Here is a 15,713-nt window from a genome sequence, read left to right as displayed (position 1 = left end):
ATGGCTCTTTTCTTAAAGATTGCTGTTTTTTTAATATGTTTTGTGAAGCGATCATGTTGTTAAACGGGTTGATTGGAGTGTAAGGCGGGAGACTTCTGCGGGATTAGCAGGAAGGTGAGGCCCCCGCAAGCATTGCTTGTGAGGCTTACCGCGCGCCACAAGGAACACGAGCATCATGGAGAGGAAATCAGCCACTTGTCATAGCAGCAAAGTTTATAAAAGAAGCCTTGAAAATCGGGCTATGCCCTGCCATATAAAAAGGAAATGATAAACATTAACAGGAGGAATGAACGTTGAACTTCACCCCGATAGAAGAACTGTTCCATCAGCTTGATGAAACAGCTAAAATTTTACAAGAAGAGCTTTCCTGTACATACCTTGATGCATTAGGTGAAACTGGAGAAAATCTGTTTCAGGGAAAGGTTCTGCAGGATGATATCAGCGAGATATCAGAGAAAAGGCTGAACAAGCAATATGCAGAGTTCTCCTTGGATAAATACGGAAAAGAAGAAATCAGGAAAGCCTTTCAGCTGGCTATATTGAAGGGTATGAAAGAAAACGTCCAGCCCAACCACCAGATGACTCCAGATGCTGTTGGAATGTTTGTAAGCTACCTTATCGGCAAATTTATGAACAACAGCAAGCAGTTTACCCTTCTGGATCCTGCTGCAGGCACAGGGAATCTTCTTTTTACGATTTTAAACCAGCTGACACAGCATGAAATATCCTCTTTTGGATCAGATGTGGATGAAACACTTATCAGACTTGCATACTGCGGGGCAAATTTGCAGGAGCACCCAGTTGAATTATTCAACCAGGACAGTCTTGAACCGTTGTTCATTGATCCAGCTGATGCTGTAGTGAGCGATCTCCCTGTGGGATATTATCCGAATGATGTCCGTGCAGCAGAATATGAGCTTGCAAGGGAGACAGGGCATTCCTACGCGCATCACTTGTTCATAGAACAAGGAGTCAACCATGTTAAGGACGGGGGATATTTATTTTATATTGTGCCAAACAACCTGTTTCTTTCAGACGAGGCCCCGAGGCTTAACCAGTACTTAAAAGAGCACACATTTATCCAGGGCCTTGTACAGCTTCCATTATCCATGTTCAAAAACGAGGCAGCCGCAAAAAGCATCCTTATTCTCCAAAAGAAAAAAGAGGGAATCAAGGCTCCGAAAAATACCATGCTTGTGCAGCTTCCAAAGCTTTCTGATATGGAAGCAACCCAAGCGATGATGAATAAAATGAACGAATGGTTCAAGGAAGAAAAATAACAGACAAAAAGCTGATGCTAAAATAAACATCAGCTTTTTGTCTGTCTTCATGCCCGGATAATTGCATTAAGCAGGATATAGAAGGGTAAAGCAGAATAAAACGGTTTTAAACAGATATCAATAGCCTCAGTGCAGGGAAAATTCTGAATTGATTTACTTCTGAATGTAAGCGCGGCCAAAATGCGTTTTAAATTGAAAGGCAGTCTATTCAATGTTTAAATGAAACAAAAGAAGCTATTTTGTAAAGGCATTCATAGAGTTATTGTGTACATGGATAAAGAAAAGGAGCGGGAATCATGTCTAAAATCATTGCAATAAATGCAGGCAGTTCCTCTTTGAAATTTCAGTTGTTTGATATGCCCGAAGAAGGTGTAATTACTAAGGGAATTGTAGAGAGAATTGGATTGAAGGAGCCGATCTTTACGATATCGGCACAAGGCGAAAAATTGACGGAAACCATGGAAATTCCAAACCATGAAACAGCCGTGGCTATCCTCCTTGAAAAACTTATAAAACACAACATCATAAAATCCTATGACGAAATAGATGGAATTGGCCACAGGGTTGTGCACGGAGGAGAAATATTCACAGATTCCGCCATCATAACAGATAAGGTTATTTCCCAGATAGAAGGGTTATCCGATTTGGCGCCGCTTCATAATCCGGCAAACCTAACCGGAATCAAAGCATTTCAACAGGTTTTGCCTGATGTTCCTGCTGTAGCGGTTTTTGATACAGCCTTTCATCAGACTATGCCGGAAAATTCATTTTTATATAGCTTGCCATATGAATATTACAAAGACTATGGCATAAGGAAATACGGTTTTCACGGAACCTCCCATAAATACGTTTCTGAACGTGCATCAGCTATACTGGGGAGGCCGCTTGAGCAGCTGCGCCTGATTTCCTGCCATCTGGGAAACGGGGCAAGCATTGCAGCCATCGAGGGAGGAAAATCCATTGATACGTCGATGGGGTTCACTCCTCTGGCGGGTGTCACCATGGGAACACGTTCAGGCAATATTGATCCGGCGCTTATTCCATATATCATGGAAAAGACAGGTAAAACAGCAGATGAAGTTTTGGAAGTTTTGAATAAGAAAAGCGGCATGCTCGCTGTTTCAGGATTTTCAAGTGATTTGAGGGATATTGAATTAGAGGCGGATAAGGGAAATGAACGTGCCGAGTTAGCTCTTGAGGTTTTTGCAAGCCGCATCCATAAATATCTGGGGTCATATGCTGCGAGAATGAGCGGAGTGGATGCCATTATTTTTACGGCAGGAATTGGCGAAAACAGTGAAACCATAAGGGCAAGGGTATTGAAGGGACTTGAATTTATGGGTGTATACTGGGATCCTTCACTGAACAGGACACGAGGAAAAGAAACGTTTGTCAATTACCCGCATTCCCCTGTCAAGGTGATGGTCATTCCTACGGATGAAGAAGTCATGATTGCAAGGGACACAGTAAGACTGACGGGATTGTAAAATACTCGGATTCTTTTAATTGCGCGCCAAAATTCCTGGTCTGTTTTTTTAGGGTTGATATCAGCTTATGTTATACTACAGATAGATGTAAAACACTTGTCTGTACGGGAGGCTAATTTATGCCATTAACGAATCGTGAAATTGAGATATGGAATGAAATCAGCGAATGGGAAGAGAAACTGAATTTATATGAATCTACTGATTTTTCGTCTTTATATGATAAATGGGTGGAACAGGGATTTTCACTTTTGCCCCAGGATAAGCAGACTCAATTTTTTTCAAAGCTTGATACATGGCTGTTTCATCTGCATGCCATGATTCAGAGCTCGCAGATTCAAATGGATGCAAGGGACAGGATTTTAGGGTCAGCCCGTGTATTCAGCGAAGATATATCATCCATCCCTGATTTGCAGAAACTGACGATTGACCAGCTGAATTATATAGCTGATCAGCAGATAGCCAAATACAGGCTGTATTCCTTTGCACAAGGAGGAGCAAGCGGTTCAGGCGGCATATTGCTGCTTGGCGGAGATTTTCCTGCCATGCTTGCCATTAATCTGCGCATTGTGCAGCTGGTAGCGATGACATATGGATATGAAGTGAATACACCATTTGAAATGATGACCGCATTGAAGGTATTCCGTATCGGAACTCTGCCAAAGCGGCTTCAGGGTGCTGCATGGGCTGAGCTTTTGCAGGAAACGCCTGAAAAAGATGGAGAGTATTTTTATCAGGGCAGTGAAGATTTAACCGATCCTGCATGGATGAAGCTTCCGCTGAATCAGCTGCTAAAAGGAACGGCGATCACTTTGTTCCGCAAAAAGCTGTTTCAGGGCATTCCTCTGATTTCAATGTCCATTGGAGCAGGCTCGAATTATCAGCTTACAAGAAGAGTAAGCGAATTTGCCCAAAAATATTATCAATACCGCTATCTCCAGAGAAAGAGAGTGGAGTAGATGGGTCTCACAGAGCATAAACAGGATGCCAGGAAAACTGTCCGCTGCAGGGTGATAACAGTGAGTGATACAAGAGATGAAACCACCGATAAAAGCGGAAAGCTGATGATGGATTTGCTTGCAGAAGATGGACATAGCATTTCAGGCTATGAAATTGTGAAAGATGTGCAGGAAGAAATCAGAGCGTCCATTTTAAAAGGATGCGATGATCCGGGTACAGATGTCATCCTGACAAACGGCGGAACCGGGATTGCGAAACGGGATGTTACCATCGAAACCGTTCAGGAAATTATGGATAAAGAAATTCCAGGGTTTGGAGAGCTTTTCCGGATGCTCAGCTATCAGGAGGACATTGGCCCCGCCGCAATTCTCTCCAGAGCCATATCAGCCGTTGCAAAAGATAAAGCGATATTTTCCGTTCCAGGATCCAGCGGTGCAGTAAGCCTGGCAATGAAGAAGCTTATCCTTCCTGAATTAGGACATGTTGTGAAGGAAATCAATAAAGACTTATAGATTCATTAGTGAGCAAAAGGAGAGGTTCTGCGGAACTGTCTCCTTTTTTTGTGCAGAAATATTTGAGCTGATTTTGTTCCTGCATGAAGGCTGCGGGAATAATCCAATGGATGTCCATATGCTTACTGGGTTTGCTGTTTCTTAATTCTATAATTATACCATCAATTGTCCTATATATGCAGAAACTGAATTTTTTATCCTCTTTGTTAAATTTAGAGAAATAATCTGGCAAGCCTTTAAACATAAGAAAAAAACTCTTGCATTCTCATAATAAAGCTGATAAAGTACTATACATAATATGAATAAAAATAAAACAATCTGAATTTTTATTCAAACGAAAGGGCGGATTTTACATGAAAAACCAAAAAGCGGTTCTAGCATATTCCGGAGGATTAGACACCTCTGTAGCAATAAAGTGGCTTCAGGAAAAAGGATATGATGTGATTGCCTGCTGCCTTGATGTAGGGGAAGGCAAAGATTTGAATTTTATAAAAGAAAAAGCACTAGCGGTTGGGGCTGTGAAATCGTATGTGATTGATGCTAAAGAGGAGTTTGCCAAAGAATATGCACTTGCAGCTCTTCAGGCTCACACGTTATACGAAGGCAAATATCCTTTGGTCTCGGCTTTATCAAGACCGCTGATTGCAAAGAAGCTTGTTGAAGTGGCGGAAAAGGAAAAGGCTCAAGCGGTAGCACATGGGTGTACAGGAAAGGGAAATGACCAGGTGCGTTTTGAGGTATCCATTGCAGCTCTTAATCCCGATTTGCAGGTGATAGCGCCTGTACGCGAATGGAAATGGTCAAGAGAAGAAGAAATTAAGTACGCCCAGGAAAATGAAATTCCTATTCCTATTAACCTTGGAAGCCCTTATTCTATTGATCAGAATTTATGGGGAAGAAGCTGTGAGTGCGGTGTACTGGAAGATCCTTGGGCAGCTCCTCCTGAAGAAGCTTATGATCTGACTTCGAGTCTTGAAGACGCACCAAGTGTGCCGGATATCATTGAAATAGGATTTGTAAAGGGCGTTCCTGTTACCTTGAATAATAAAGAGTATAAAATTGATGAACTGATTTTAGAATTGAACGAGGTTGCCGGCAAGCATGGAATCGGAAGGATCGACCATGTGGAAAATAGATTAGTAGGAATAAAATCCCGCGAGATTTATGAATGCCCGGGCGCTATGACTTTAATGACAGCACACAAGGAACTGGAAGATTTGACGCTTGTGAAGGAAGTAGCACATTTTAAGCCAGTGATTGAAAAGAAATTAACAGAGCTGATTTATGAAGGACTATGGTTTTCTCCGCTTCAAAATGCACTCAGTGCTTTTCTTGCACAAACCCAGGAAACTGTGACAGGCACAGTCCGCATGAAGCTGTTTAAGGGCCATGCCATTGCAGAAGGCAGGAAATCGGATAACTCCCTGTATAATGAAAAGCTTGCCACATATACATCAGATGATGCTTTTGACCACGAAGCAGCTGTCGGTTTCACTTCATTATGGGGACTTCCGACGAAGGTGAACAGCATGGTGAATAATAAGAAGGTGACAGTGTGAACAAGCTTTGGGGAGGAAGATTTACAAAGTCAGCTGAGGAATGGGTAGATGAATTTGGGGCTTCCATCTCCTTTGACCAAGAGCTTGTGCTCGAAGATATTGAGGGCAGCCTGGCACATGTTTCGATGCTGAAAAAAAGCGCCATTTTATCAGAAGGTGAGGCAGATGAAATTATTTCTGGCCTGAACACTTTAAAAAGCAAGGCGGAAAATGGGCAGCTTTCCTACAAGGTCGAAATGGAGGATATCCATCTTAACCTGGAAAGCATGCTCATTAAAGAAATCGGCCCTGCGGGAGGCAAGCTTCATACAGCAAGAAGCCGGAACGATCAGGTAGCGACTGATTTGCATTTATATTTAAGAAAGCAGACAGCTGAAATACTTCATTTAATTAATTTGCTTCAAAAGGCGATTATCAATCAAGCCGAACAGCATGTGGAAACACTGATCCCTGGATATACTCACCTGCAGCGCGCCCAGCCTATTTCCTTCGCCCATCATTTAATGGCCTATTTTTGGATGCTGGAGCGTGATAAGGAAAGATTTTCTGAAAGCATGAAGCGCATCAATACGTCACCGCTTGGAGCAGGGGCACTTGCAGGCACCACCTTTCCAATTGACAGGGAATATAGTGCGGGACTTCTGGGATTTGAACGTATTTACGAAAATAGTCTTGATGCTGTCAGTGACAGGGACTTTGTACTGGATATTTTAAGCGGCAGCTCAACACTGATGATGCATTTATCAAGGTTCAGTGAAGAAATCATACTATGGTCAAGCCACGAATTTCAGTTCATTGAACTGGACGATGCTTTTTCAACAGGCAGCAGCATTATGCCGCAAAAGAAAAACCCTGATATGGCCGAGCTTATCCGTGGAAAGACCGGACGTGTATACGGAAATCTGATGGGTCTTCTCACTGTATTAAAGGGTCTTCCTCTTGCTTATAACAAAGATATGCAAGAAGACAAGGAGGGCATTTTTGATACTGTTAAAACGGTTACGGGTTCTTTGCGGATTTTTGAAGGCATGATATCTTCAATGAAGGTTAACAGCGCAACGATGGAAAAAGAAGTAAAGCGCGATTTTTCAAATGCAACAGAGCTTGCAGACTATCTTGCTTCAAAAGGCCTTCCATTCAGGGAAGCCCATGAAATTGTAGGAAAGCTTGTGCTGTGCTGTGTATCAAAAGGCTGCTTCCTTGCAGATTTGCCTCTTGTACAGTACAAAGAAGCTTCTATCCTTTTTGAACAGGATATTTACGATGTTTTAAATCCATACGCAGCAGTGAAACGCCGAAACAGCGCGGGTGGTACAGGATTTGAACAGGTTGAGCTGGCTATTGAAAAAGGAAAAAAACTTGTGCATGAATTCAGCGGGCCCAATCCTCTTTGATTGGGTTTTTTTAGCTGGATTTTTAATGCATGCAGTACAAAAATGGCAGATATATATATTTTTTCAATTTAGGAAAAAAGAAGGATTTTTGCTGTATTTGTCAAACTTAACATTAAGAGCTTTTAGCGGAAATTATATGGAAGCTTACAAGCATCCCGGGTTCTGAAAGAGCGATCTGGGACCTTGGGAAAGAAGTTTTGACAAGGCGAGGGATTAATGTGTGCGATCAAATAGAATATCTTGGCAGGAAGATTCAAGAGGAAAGCAATGTCCTGGCCGCCAAAACACTTAATATGCCTAAGGGCGAAAATGCTTATAGCCTCTATTACAGCAAATCTGATTATCAATATAACCTGCGGACCAATTTATTCAGCCTTCTTGGCAGCTATCTATGCACAAGAGATGAAGCCGGCAAGAATAATCTGGTGACTTGCGCTAATTTACTTGGCCAAAGGTCTGTCAGGTCGATGGCATCGCTTGACCAATCCATAAGTATTGTCCATCTGTCCCGATCTGCCATTATGGATTTCCTTGAAGGGGAATTGAACCAAGGCAATATTTCCATTCATACATTATTTAAGATTATTAAAATCATTGACCCCATATGTGAACTGATTTCGAATACCATTATAAATCATTATAATGAGAATCTTTCTTCAACAAGGTTTGCCCTAGATGAATCGAATAAAGATTTAAAAATAACGCTCAGAGAGCTTGAAGATCTTAAAAATGCCTTGAATGAATCCACTATATTTGCCATAACGGACAGGAATGACCTGATTACATATGTGAATGACAGATTTTGCGAGGCATCAGGCTATACAAAGGAAGAATTGATCGGCCAAAACCACTATCTGCTGAACTCCCAATTTCATCCGAGCGGTTTTTTTACGGAAATATGGGATACCATTCAGCGCGGGGAGGTCTGGAAGGGCGAAATCCTGAACAAAGCCAAGGATGGGACTACTTATTGGCTTGATACTACGATTGTTCCCTTTGTGGACCATAATGGAGAAACCTATCAGCATATATCCCTTCAATATGATATTACCGAGAAAAAGAAAACCGAAGAAACACTTCAGAAAACAGAAAAGTTATCGATGGTCGGGGAATTGGCGGCAGGAATTGCACATGAAATCCGGAACCCCCTTACTACTATAAAGGGGTTTGTCCAGCTGCTTACTGAATCTGCCAAAGACCGTGTATTTGAAGATACCATACTGGATGAAATAGACCGGATCAATTTTATTGTCAGCGAATTTATGGTGTTTGCCAAGCCTCACACAATATATTTTCAGGAGTGCAATGTCACAGAAATCCTTAGAAGTGTCATCAAATTTCTCCAGGCAGAGGCCCACCTTAAAAATGTTGTGCTGTGCCATGATTTCCCTGAACATGACATGATGATATCTGGTGAGAAGAACCAGCTGAAGCAGGTATTTTTAAATATTATTAAAAATGCGATAGAATCTATGCCCGGCGGGGGAAATGTAAGAATATCCATTACGGAAAATGAATTTGAAAAGCATATTATCATTAAAGACCATGGTGTTGGAATCAGTGAACAAGAGGTGAGAAAGCTGGGTGAACCGTTTTTTACGACTAAAACGGGAGGAAACGGCCTTGGCCTAATGGTGAGCTATAAAATCATTCAGAATCATAAAGGAATGATATCGGTTCACAGTGAATTAAATAAAGGGACTGCATTCAAAATCTCTTTTCCGGGCAATCCCCGCAAAAAGCTTGAAATGCCAAGAGAAGAATCAGATTTATCAAGCATGAATGGACAGCAGTAACAGGTTGAGTAAGGTTCACTTTATAAAACCATGTGAAAAAGGTACATCCCAGCATGCTGGAATGTACCTTTTTATTGTACGATTTATTTAATGACCTGCAGTGCTTTAGGATATCTTGTAAGAATCTCATAGCCATTCTCTGTTACAAGAACATCATCCTCAATCCTTACGCCTGCTACATCAGGCACGTAAATACCGGGTTCAATGGTATAAACCATGCCAGGCTGAAGAATGAGCGGGTTCGTTTCAGTCAGCGAAGGGTATTCATGGACACTGATGCCAAGACCGTGTCCAAGCCGGTGAGGGAAATATTCTCCATACCCGCTTTCGCTTATGATATTTCTTGCTGTAAGGTCAATTTCAGAGCATGATACACCTGGTTTACTTGCTGCAACCGCTGCTTCCTGTGCCTTCAGGACCGTTTCATAAATATCTCTCTGCTTGTCGCTGATATCTCCATAAGCAACCGTTCTTGTGATATCAGAACAATATCCTTTATAAACCACACCTAAATCAAATAAGACGAGATCTCCCCGCTTGATCTTATTTAATCCTGGTGTTCCGTGCGGTGCTGCTGCATTTGCACCGGTCAGTACAAGCGTTGAGAAGGACATTTTGTTGATGCCGGATTTTTTAAGCTCAAATTCAATCGCAGCAAGGATTTCCATTTCGGTTTTTCCTTCGCTGATTTCATTTACGCCTGTTTCAACTGCCAAATCAGCTAACCTGCATGCTTCTCTTATTATATCCAATTCGTCAGCTGTTTTGACCATGCGCAGATGGCGAAGCTTTTCCTCAGCCGATACGAGTTCAGGGGCAGAAAAAACGTTTTGTATTTTTTCATAGCGTTCCACATTCATATGCTCTTTTTCAATTGCAGCCTTTTTTACAGTAACAGAGCGGCGTTTAAGTGAACGCTGAATTTCATCCCATGGATCTTCAATATCTGTATAGCCGATAATTTCACCCTGCCATCCAGCTTTTTTTGCTTCTTCAACCTCCATCTTCGGGCAAACAAGGAAAGGTTCTGCATTAGGGAAAACGGCAAGTGCAAGCAATCTTTCATGGGGATCGCTTAAAAAGCCGCTGCAGTAAAAAACATTTTCAGGTGAGGTAATAAATGCTGCATCGGTTTCTGTGCTGTGAAGCCAGTTTTGAATTTCACTAATTCTATTATTCATGTTTATACCTCCGTAATTCTTTTACATTGACCATACCAATAAGAAAAATGATTGTAAACTGTCAGATATCTAAAATGTTGAAGCCTACTGTTTGAATAGTTGCCGGAAAACTTGTTTAATGATTACTATAGCCAGTTTTAACTCATGAAAGGGAGGATTTTAAATGAAGGTATCATTTCATGGACACTCTATTGTCCAAATTGAAACAAACGGCAAAACCATTTTATTTGATCCATTTATCACGGGCAATGAATTGACTGACCTGAAACTCGAAGACGTCAAACCCGATGTTATTATTTTAACCCATGGACATGGAGATCATATTGGGGATACGGTTGAATTGGCCAAAAAAAATAACTCGCTGGTCATCGCTGTCGCGGAACTTGCGGCGTATATCGGATGGCAGGGAGTTGAAAAAACCCATGGCATGAGCATCGGCGGCGCTTATCAATTTGATTTCGGCAAGGTTAAATTGACCCCTGCTTTCCATGGCACAGGCTTAATGACCGAGGATCAGCAAATCATTTATCTGGGCATGCCGGCGGGAGTATTGTTCACCGCAGAAGGAAAAACGGTTTATCATGCCGGTGATACCGCTTTATACTCTGATATGAAACTGATTGGAGAGCGGCACCCAATCGATCTTGCATTCCTGCCAATCGGGGACAATTACACCATGGGTCCTGAAGATGCAGCCGCAGCAGCAGAGTTCCTGCAGGCAAAACAGGTTGTCCCGATGCATTACAATACGTTTCCTCCAATTAAGCAGGATCCGCATAAATATGCTGAGATGCTTAAGCCGGGCATCGCAAAGGTGCTTGAGCCTGGAGAAAGCATCGAATTATAAAAATGACGTGCCAGGCCCTGAAACAGGGCCTGGTTTATTTAGTTACCGGGAGAAGGAGCGCTGCAAGTCCATGCCTTTATATAGAACTCTATATCTCCATCACGTTTCAGATGGTGTCTTTTTTAGGGGGGAGCCGCATAGAATAGTAGGGAGCATTTTTAAACAAGAGGGGGATGAAGGATGAAACAGCGGCTATTGCTATGCCTGCTGCTTTGCGGGGTTCTCTTATATTACGCTGCACCAAGGCTCTCGTTTGAACAGGGCGGAGCACAAAGTGCATTTGCAGGTACATGGCTGGTTTTTGCCTTTTGTGCGGCTGCAGGGAATCTTACAGGCATGCTCTATACACCTAAAAAACGAAACCGGATAAGCAAGGAAAAGCGGCCAGGAAAGAAAAGAGTCCATTATTATCAGTAGGTCCGTTGTATAGGCAGTTATTTCACCTTATAATATAGTAAAAGGATTACTAAAAAAGGGTGAAAAGCTTGGCCACAAAGCATGAACAAATCTTGAAACATATCGACGGGCTCCCTGTCGGTGAAAAAATATCAGTCCGCCAGATTGCTAAAGCGCTGAGCGTAAGTGAAGGGACGGCTTACAGAGCAATTAAAGAAGCGGAAAACCAGGGATATGTAAGTTCTATCGAACGGGTCGGGACCATCCGGATCGAACGGAAAAAGAAAGAAAATATTGAAAAGCTCACCTTTGCCGAGGTTGTCAACATTGTGGATGGACAAGTATTGGGCGGAAGGGCTGGCCTCCATAAAACGCTCAATAAATTTGTCATTGGCGCCATGAAGCTCGAGGCCATGATGAGATATACAGATGCGGGAAACCTCCTTATTGTCGGAAACCGCACACAGGCACATGAACATGCCCTAAAAGCAGGAGCAGCTGTTCTGATTACAGGCGGATTTGATACAGATGAAAGTGTAAAAAAGCTTGCGGACGAGCTTGAAATGCCAGTCATATCAAGCAGCTATGATACCTTTACAGTAGCAACAATGATCAATCGCGCCATATATGATCAGCTGATCAAAAAGGAAATTCTGCTGGTCGAGGATATCCTTACGCCTATTTCTGAAACGGTGTTTTTAAAGACAAACGATACGATCGACACATGGTTGAATTTGAATAAAAGCACGACACACAGCCGTTTTCCTGTTGTGGATGATTCTATGAAAGTGCAGGGAATGGTGACTTCAAAGGATGTACTTGGCCAGGATACACATCTTCAAATGGACCGGGTCATGACAAAAAGCCCGATGACAGTAGGGCCGAAAACAAGCGTGGCATCATCTGCGCACATGATGGTCTGGGAAGGCATTGAATTGCTGCCGGTTGTGAATGACAGCCATCTCCTTCAGGGAATTGTCAGCAGGCAGGATGTACTGAAAGCCCTGCAGATGAGCCAGAGGCAGCCCCAGGCTGGAGAAACGATCGATGATACAATAACAAGCCAGCTGATGATGGCAGGCAGCCGGGCAAAAGGAGACGAGTCATATCGCTGCGAAGTTACGCCGCAGATGACAAATTATCTGGGTACCATATCAAACGGGGTGTTTACCACCCTTGTGACAGAATCAGCGAATCGTGTCCTCCGTGGCTATAAGCGGGGCGACCTTGTAGTAGAAAATATGACGATTTACTTTATTAAGCCAGTCCAGATTGAAAGTATGCTTGACATTCATCCAAGGGTTCTTGAAGTCGGGCGGAAGTTCGGTAAGGTGGACGTAGAAGTGTTTAACGAAGGAAGGCTAGTGGGGAAAGCGATGCTTACCTGCCAGCTGCTTGATCGGTCATAGCAGAAGGGATGGTCAAAGGGAAAACCCTGCGGCCATCCTTTTCTTCTAGGCTTTATGGGAGCTTTCGGCTTCTCTAATTGCATGCGGCAGATAAAACGTGTACATTTTATATCCGCCCCATATGCTGTTTCCGCCAATGATTACAAAGATTGCGGCTATGAAATAAGCAAGAGGTGCCTGATAGACGGCAATCAGATACACTCCGAAAAGGGCAACAAATAATCCAAGGGCAATAGAAGATTTTCCAGAAATCCATTTTTTCTCCATAGGCTTCCTGGTCCTCGCGGATTTATATTTGTAAAAGAAATAGAAAGAAAGTGAAATAACTATAGAAACTATGAGAATCGGCATATTTTAAATCCCCCAAACCATATTATACGTTTCCATTGTAACGGCTAACAAAAGGGAAAGCTACAATAAAGTGAAAACTCAGACAGCGGGGGCTTCACTGATATCCGATGAGGATAAATGACAATCATTCTTTTCATGATATTCTTTTTTTGCTTAAATAGACTGTAAGACATACCGCTTTTGCAAAAGAGGGCTGCCATGCCTGATTATCATGAAGAACATTTGAAAGGGGAATTGAAATGAAGGACAAAATACTAAGTGAAATAAAACGCTATCAAACCATCATTCTTCACCGCCATGTCCGGCCGGATCCTGATGCATATGGGTCACAGGGAGGGCTTGCTGAGATTCTTAAGGCTTCATTTCCTGAGAAGAATATTTATACTGCGGGAAAAGAAGAAGAATCGCTGAATTATTTGATGAGGCTGGATGATATCCCCGATGAAGTCTATAAGGATGCGCTTGTTATCATTTGCGATACAGCCAACTTTGACCGGATTTGTGACAAACGATGCACGCTAGGAGATAAAATAATAAAAATTGATCATCATCCAAATGAAGATCCTTACGGAGACCTGGTATGGGTTGATACATCTGCAAGCTCTGCCAGTGAAATGATTTATGAATTCTATTTGTCCGGCAGAGATCAGGGCCTGAAGCTCAACGATTCGGCAGCACGCCTGCTTTTTGCGGGAATTGTAGGTGACACCGGAAGATTTTTGTATCCAAGCACAACGGAAAAAACCTTTACATACGCAGGCGAATTGATACATTATCAGTTTTCGCGCCCTCAATTGTTTAATGAAATGTATGATGTCAGTGAAAATATTGTTCGTCTGAATGGGTATGTGCTGCAGAATTTTGAAATCCTTACAAATGGTACAGGCAAAATGGTGATTACAAAAGAGATTATGGATCAATTCAATGTTGTCCCTTCAGAAGCATCCTTGCTCGTCAGCTCGCTTGGTGCAGTAAAAGGAGTCAAAACATGGGTTTTCTTTATCGAAGAGGAAAAAGAGATCCGTGTCCGCCTGCGCTCTAAAGGGCCAGTCATCAATACCATAGCCAAAAAATACAGAGGCGGAGGACATCCCCTTGCGGCTGGAGCTTCCATTTACTCCTGGGAAGAAGCAGAAGAGGTTTTAAAGGATATGGAGCTTGCGAGCCTCCAGGGCTGAATTTTCCATAAAAAAGCGTTGGACTCCGGGGATGGGAGCCAACGGCGCTTATGCTTTTTATGTAATCCAGCTTCAGCGCCTAGCCTCTCGAGGTCATAAGTGAATTGAAGGCAAAGAGCGCCTTCTATTCTTATGTGTCTTATGCTGGTCGAAGGCCCCCAGGATGGGGGTCACAAAGACGTTGCCGCAGGACGCGGCGTTCTTAGTCTTTGATCCTCTAAACAGGCGCTTATGCTTTTTCTATGTAATCCAGCTTCAGCGCCTAGCTTGCTGAGGCCTGCAGGACGCAGGTCATGAAGGCGTTTCTGCAGGATGCAGAGTAATTAGCCTTCGTTCCTTGTAAGATGTTTTGTCTTAGAAGGCAAAGAACCGCCTTCTAAGGCCAAAACCCTATTTGCTTCGCAAGCTGACCAAGGCGCTTCCGCTTTTTCTATAGCCTTTTAAGTTTGATTTCTATATACATGTTGCTGTAGAAAAGTATTTCGCTTACTTCCAGGGCGTATCTTTTTTTGTTGATTTCCAGTATTTTGTTTTCTATGGATTTTTTCAGCAGCATTTTTCCTTTGAAGACGGTGTCTACGTTTTTTGCTATTAATGATTTTAGATCTTCAATGAGTGCATCTTCTGCTTCCGCTACGCTAAGTTTATCAAGTCCATATGTTTCGCCGTTTGTTATTGTGACTTTCACATCCTGGATGGAGAGCCCCTGTTCGGTTTCATCATTTAATTTGTTTAAGTCATGCTCCCAGACGGCGTTTTTTATTTTCAATTCATGTATCGTTTTCTGCTGGGCCTTGAGTGTAGTGATTTGCTTTTCCTGCTGTACACCAAACATATACAAAAAAATCAGCCAGCTGGTTACCCCTCCAATGACAGCTCCTGCAAAAAAACGCTGCCATGCGGGACGCCTGTATAAGGGAGGGATTCTCATGATGAAATATGTTCCTGAGTAAGCCAGTTGATGATCAATGCGCCTGTCTGTGCACCTCCAAGCGCAGATAAAATCAGCAGGAATTGCTTTAGAATGTCTTTTGTGGCGCCGTTAAAAATGCCCCTTTCAAAAGCATAAACTGTATCAAAGGTTCCGCCGATTGCAGCAATGATGGCCCAGATCCTTAAAGAATCCGACAGGCGGTGTATGGATGACAATGGAGCCTGTCCTGTAAAAAATGCCGCAAGCCCCCCGATTAAAGAGCCTCCAAGAAGAACACCGAAGGATATAAAGTAACTGTTCAGAAAAGCAGGAAAAAATGCTTCTTTCATTTTCATCATCCCTCATTAAGAATTTCTATATAAATTATGTATATGGATGGAGGACAAACAATATGATTGCCCTTGCAGGCATAATCCAAAATGAGAACGTATT

Annotated in this window: 15 protein-coding genes; 11 read left to right on the top strand and 4 right to left on the bottom strand. The window is 42.6% G+C overall.

Going from position 1 to position 15,713, the window contains the following annotated elements:
• Positions 1-293: 293 nt before the first annotated feature.
• The 7 genes from BM126_RS12140 to BM126_RS12100 all read left to right on the top strand — a co-directional run bounded on the left by BM126_RS12140 (position 294) and on the right by BM126_RS12100 (position 8,985).
• Complete coding sequence (locus tag BM126_RS12140; RefSeq protein WP_090989752.1) at positions 294-1,280, top strand: class I SAM-dependent methyltransferase; 987 nt, start codon at positions 294-296, stop codon at positions 1,278-1,280.
• A 296-nt stretch (positions 1,281-1,576) separates the two neighbouring features.
• Positions 1,577-2,767, top strand: a complete 1,191-nt coding sequence (locus tag BM126_RS12135) for an acetate kinase (RefSeq protein WP_090989751.1) — start codon at positions 1,577-1,579, stop codon at positions 2,765-2,767.
• A 119-nt stretch (positions 2,768-2,886) separates the two neighbouring features.
• On the top strand, positions 2,887-3,723 hold the full coding sequence (locus BM126_RS12130; RefSeq protein ID WP_090989750.1) for an EcsC family protein: 837 nt from the start codon (positions 2,887-2,889) through the stop codon (positions 3,721-3,723).
• Positions 3,724-4,236, top strand: a complete 513-nt coding sequence (locus tag BM126_RS12125) for a MogA/MoaB family molybdenum cofactor biosynthesis protein (RefSeq protein WP_090989749.1) — start codon at positions 3,724-3,726, stop codon at positions 4,234-4,236.
• Between the two features lie 353 nt (positions 4,237-4,589).
• Positions 4,590-5,795, top strand: a complete 1,206-nt coding sequence (locus BM126_RS12115) for an argininosuccinate synthase (RefSeq protein ID WP_090989747.1) — start codon at positions 4,590-4,592, stop codon at positions 5,793-5,795.
• Positions 5,792-7,189, top strand: coding sequence for an argininosuccinate lyase (gene argH, locus BM126_RS12110; protein WP_090989746.1), 1,398 nt, complete (start codon positions 5,792-5,794; stop codon positions 7,187-7,189). Before BM126_RS12115 ends, argH begins: the two co-directional genes overlap by 4 nt.
• 218 nt (positions 7,190-7,407) lie before the next feature.
• Positions 7,408-8,985 carry an ATP-binding protein gene (locus BM126_RS12100; RefSeq protein ID WP_256213076.1) on the top strand — a complete coding sequence of 526 codons (1,578 nt, stop codon included), beginning with the start codon at positions 7,408-7,410 and terminating at the stop codon, positions 8,983-8,985.
• Between the two features lie 83 nt (positions 8,986-9,068).
• Here the strand turns inward: BM126_RS12100 and BM126_RS12095 are convergent, their stop codons facing one another.
• Complete coding sequence (locus tag BM126_RS12095; protein ID WP_090989744.1) at positions 9,069-10,166, bottom strand: M24 family metallopeptidase; 1,098 nt, start codon at positions 10,164-10,166, stop codon at positions 9,069-9,071.
• A gap of 163 nt (positions 10,167-10,329) precedes the next feature.
• On the opposite strand from BM126_RS12095, the gene BM126_RS12090 reads away from it, so the two are divergent.
• The 3 genes from BM126_RS12090 (at position 10,330) to BM126_RS12080 (ending at position 12,818) form a co-directional block, all read left to right on the top strand.
• Positions 10,330-11,013, top strand: coding sequence for a metal-dependent hydrolase (locus tag BM126_RS12090; protein WP_090989743.1), 684 nt, complete (start codon positions 10,330-10,332; stop codon positions 11,011-11,013).
• Between the two features lie 180 nt (positions 11,014-11,193).
• Entirely contained in the window at positions 11,194-11,430 is a 237-nt protein-coding gene (locus BM126_RS12085; RefSeq protein ID WP_090989742.1) for a hypothetical protein, read from the top strand.
• Between the two features lie 68 nt (positions 11,431-11,498).
• On the top strand, positions 11,499-12,818 hold the full coding sequence (locus tag BM126_RS12080) for a CBS domain-containing protein (protein ID WP_090989741.1): 1,320 nt from the start codon (positions 11,499-11,501) through the stop codon (positions 12,816-12,818).
• Between the two features lie 45 nt (positions 12,819-12,863).
• On the opposite strand, the gene BM126_RS12075 is transcribed toward BM126_RS12080, so the two are convergent.
• Positions 12,864-13,169: a YtpI family protein gene (locus BM126_RS12075; protein WP_090989740.1), complete on the bottom strand. Its 306-nt coding sequence runs from the start codon at positions 13,167-13,169 to the stop codon at positions 12,864-12,866.
• 239 nt (positions 13,170-13,408) lie between these two features.
• Here BM126_RS12075 and BM126_RS12070 point away from each other — a divergent pair, with 239 nt between their 5' ends.
• The gene (locus BM126_RS12070) at positions 13,409-14,347 is read left to right on the top strand and encodes a DHH family phosphoesterase (protein WP_090989739.1); all 939 of its coding nucleotides are present in this window, start codon (positions 13,409-13,411) and stop codon (positions 14,345-14,347) included.
• Positions 14,348-14,777: 430 nt separating this feature from the next.
• Here the strand turns inward: BM126_RS12070 and ytrI are convergent, their stop codons facing one another.
• Together ytrI and BM126_RS12060 are read right to left on the bottom strand one after the other, a co-directional pair.
• A complete protein-coding gene (gene ytrI, locus BM126_RS12065; protein ID WP_090989738.1) occupies positions 14,778-15,278 on the bottom strand; it encodes a sporulation membrane protein YtrI in 501 nt (166 codons plus the stop codon).
• On the bottom strand, positions 15,275-15,610 hold the full coding sequence (locus BM126_RS12060; protein WP_371261438.1) for a sporulation membrane protein YtrH: 336 nt from the start codon (positions 15,608-15,610) through the stop codon (positions 15,275-15,277). The genes ytrI and BM126_RS12060 overlap by 4 nt, the downstream gene beginning before the upstream one ends.
• Positions 15,611-15,713 lie beyond the last annotated feature (103 nt).

It is taken from the genome of Bacillus sp. OV322 (assembly GCF_900112495.1).
In the GTDB taxonomy this organism is placed as follows: Bacteria; Bacillota; Bacilli; order Bacillales; family DSM-1321; genus Peribacillus.
The sequence above is the reverse complement of the archived record's forward strand: the minus strand, read 5'-3'. Positions and strand labels throughout refer to the sequence as shown.

Bases quoted from the DNA above. Each gene is read 5' to 3' on its own strand.
- BM126_RS12135 (WP_090989751.1), top strand. From the start codon at position 1,577: ATGTCTAAAATCATTGCAATAAATGCAGGCAGTTCCTCTTTGAAATTT.
- BM126_RS12130 (WP_090989750.1), top strand. From the start codon at position 2,887: ATGCCATTAACGAATCGTGAAATTGAGATATGGAATGAAATCAGCGAA.
- BM126_RS12125 (WP_090989749.1), top strand. From the start codon at position 3,724: ATGGGTCTCACAGAGCATAAACAGGATGCCAGGAAAACTGTCCGCTGC.
- BM126_RS12115 (WP_090989747.1), top strand. From the start codon at position 4,590: ATGAAAAACCAAAAAGCGGTTCTAGCATATTCCGGAGGATTAGACACC.
- BM126_RS12095 (WP_090989744.1), bottom strand. From the start codon at position 10,166: ATGAATAATAGAATTAGTGAAATTCAAAACTGGCTTCACAGCACAGAA.
- BM126_RS12090 (WP_090989743.1), top strand. From the start codon at position 10,330: ATGAAGGTATCATTTCATGGACACTCTATTGTCCAAATTGAAACAAAC.
- BM126_RS12085 (WP_090989742.1), top strand. From the start codon at position 11,194: ATGAAACAGCGGCTATTGCTATGCCTGCTGCTTTGCGGGGTTCTCTTA.
- BM126_RS12075 (WP_090989740.1), bottom strand. From the start codon at position 13,169: ATGCCGATTCTCATAGTTTCTATAGTTATTTCACTTTCTTTCTATTTC.
- BM126_RS12070 (WP_090989739.1), top strand. From the start codon at position 13,409: ATGAAGGACAAAATACTAAGTGAAATAAAACGCTATCAAACCATCATT.
- ytrI (WP_090989738.1), bottom strand. From the start codon at position 15,278: ATGAGAATCCCTCCCTTATACAGGCGTCCCGCATGGCAGCGTTTTTTT.
- BM126_RS12060 (WP_371261438.1), bottom strand. From the start codon at position 15,610: ATGAAAGAAGCATTTTTTCCTGCTTTTCTGAACAGTTACTTTATATCC.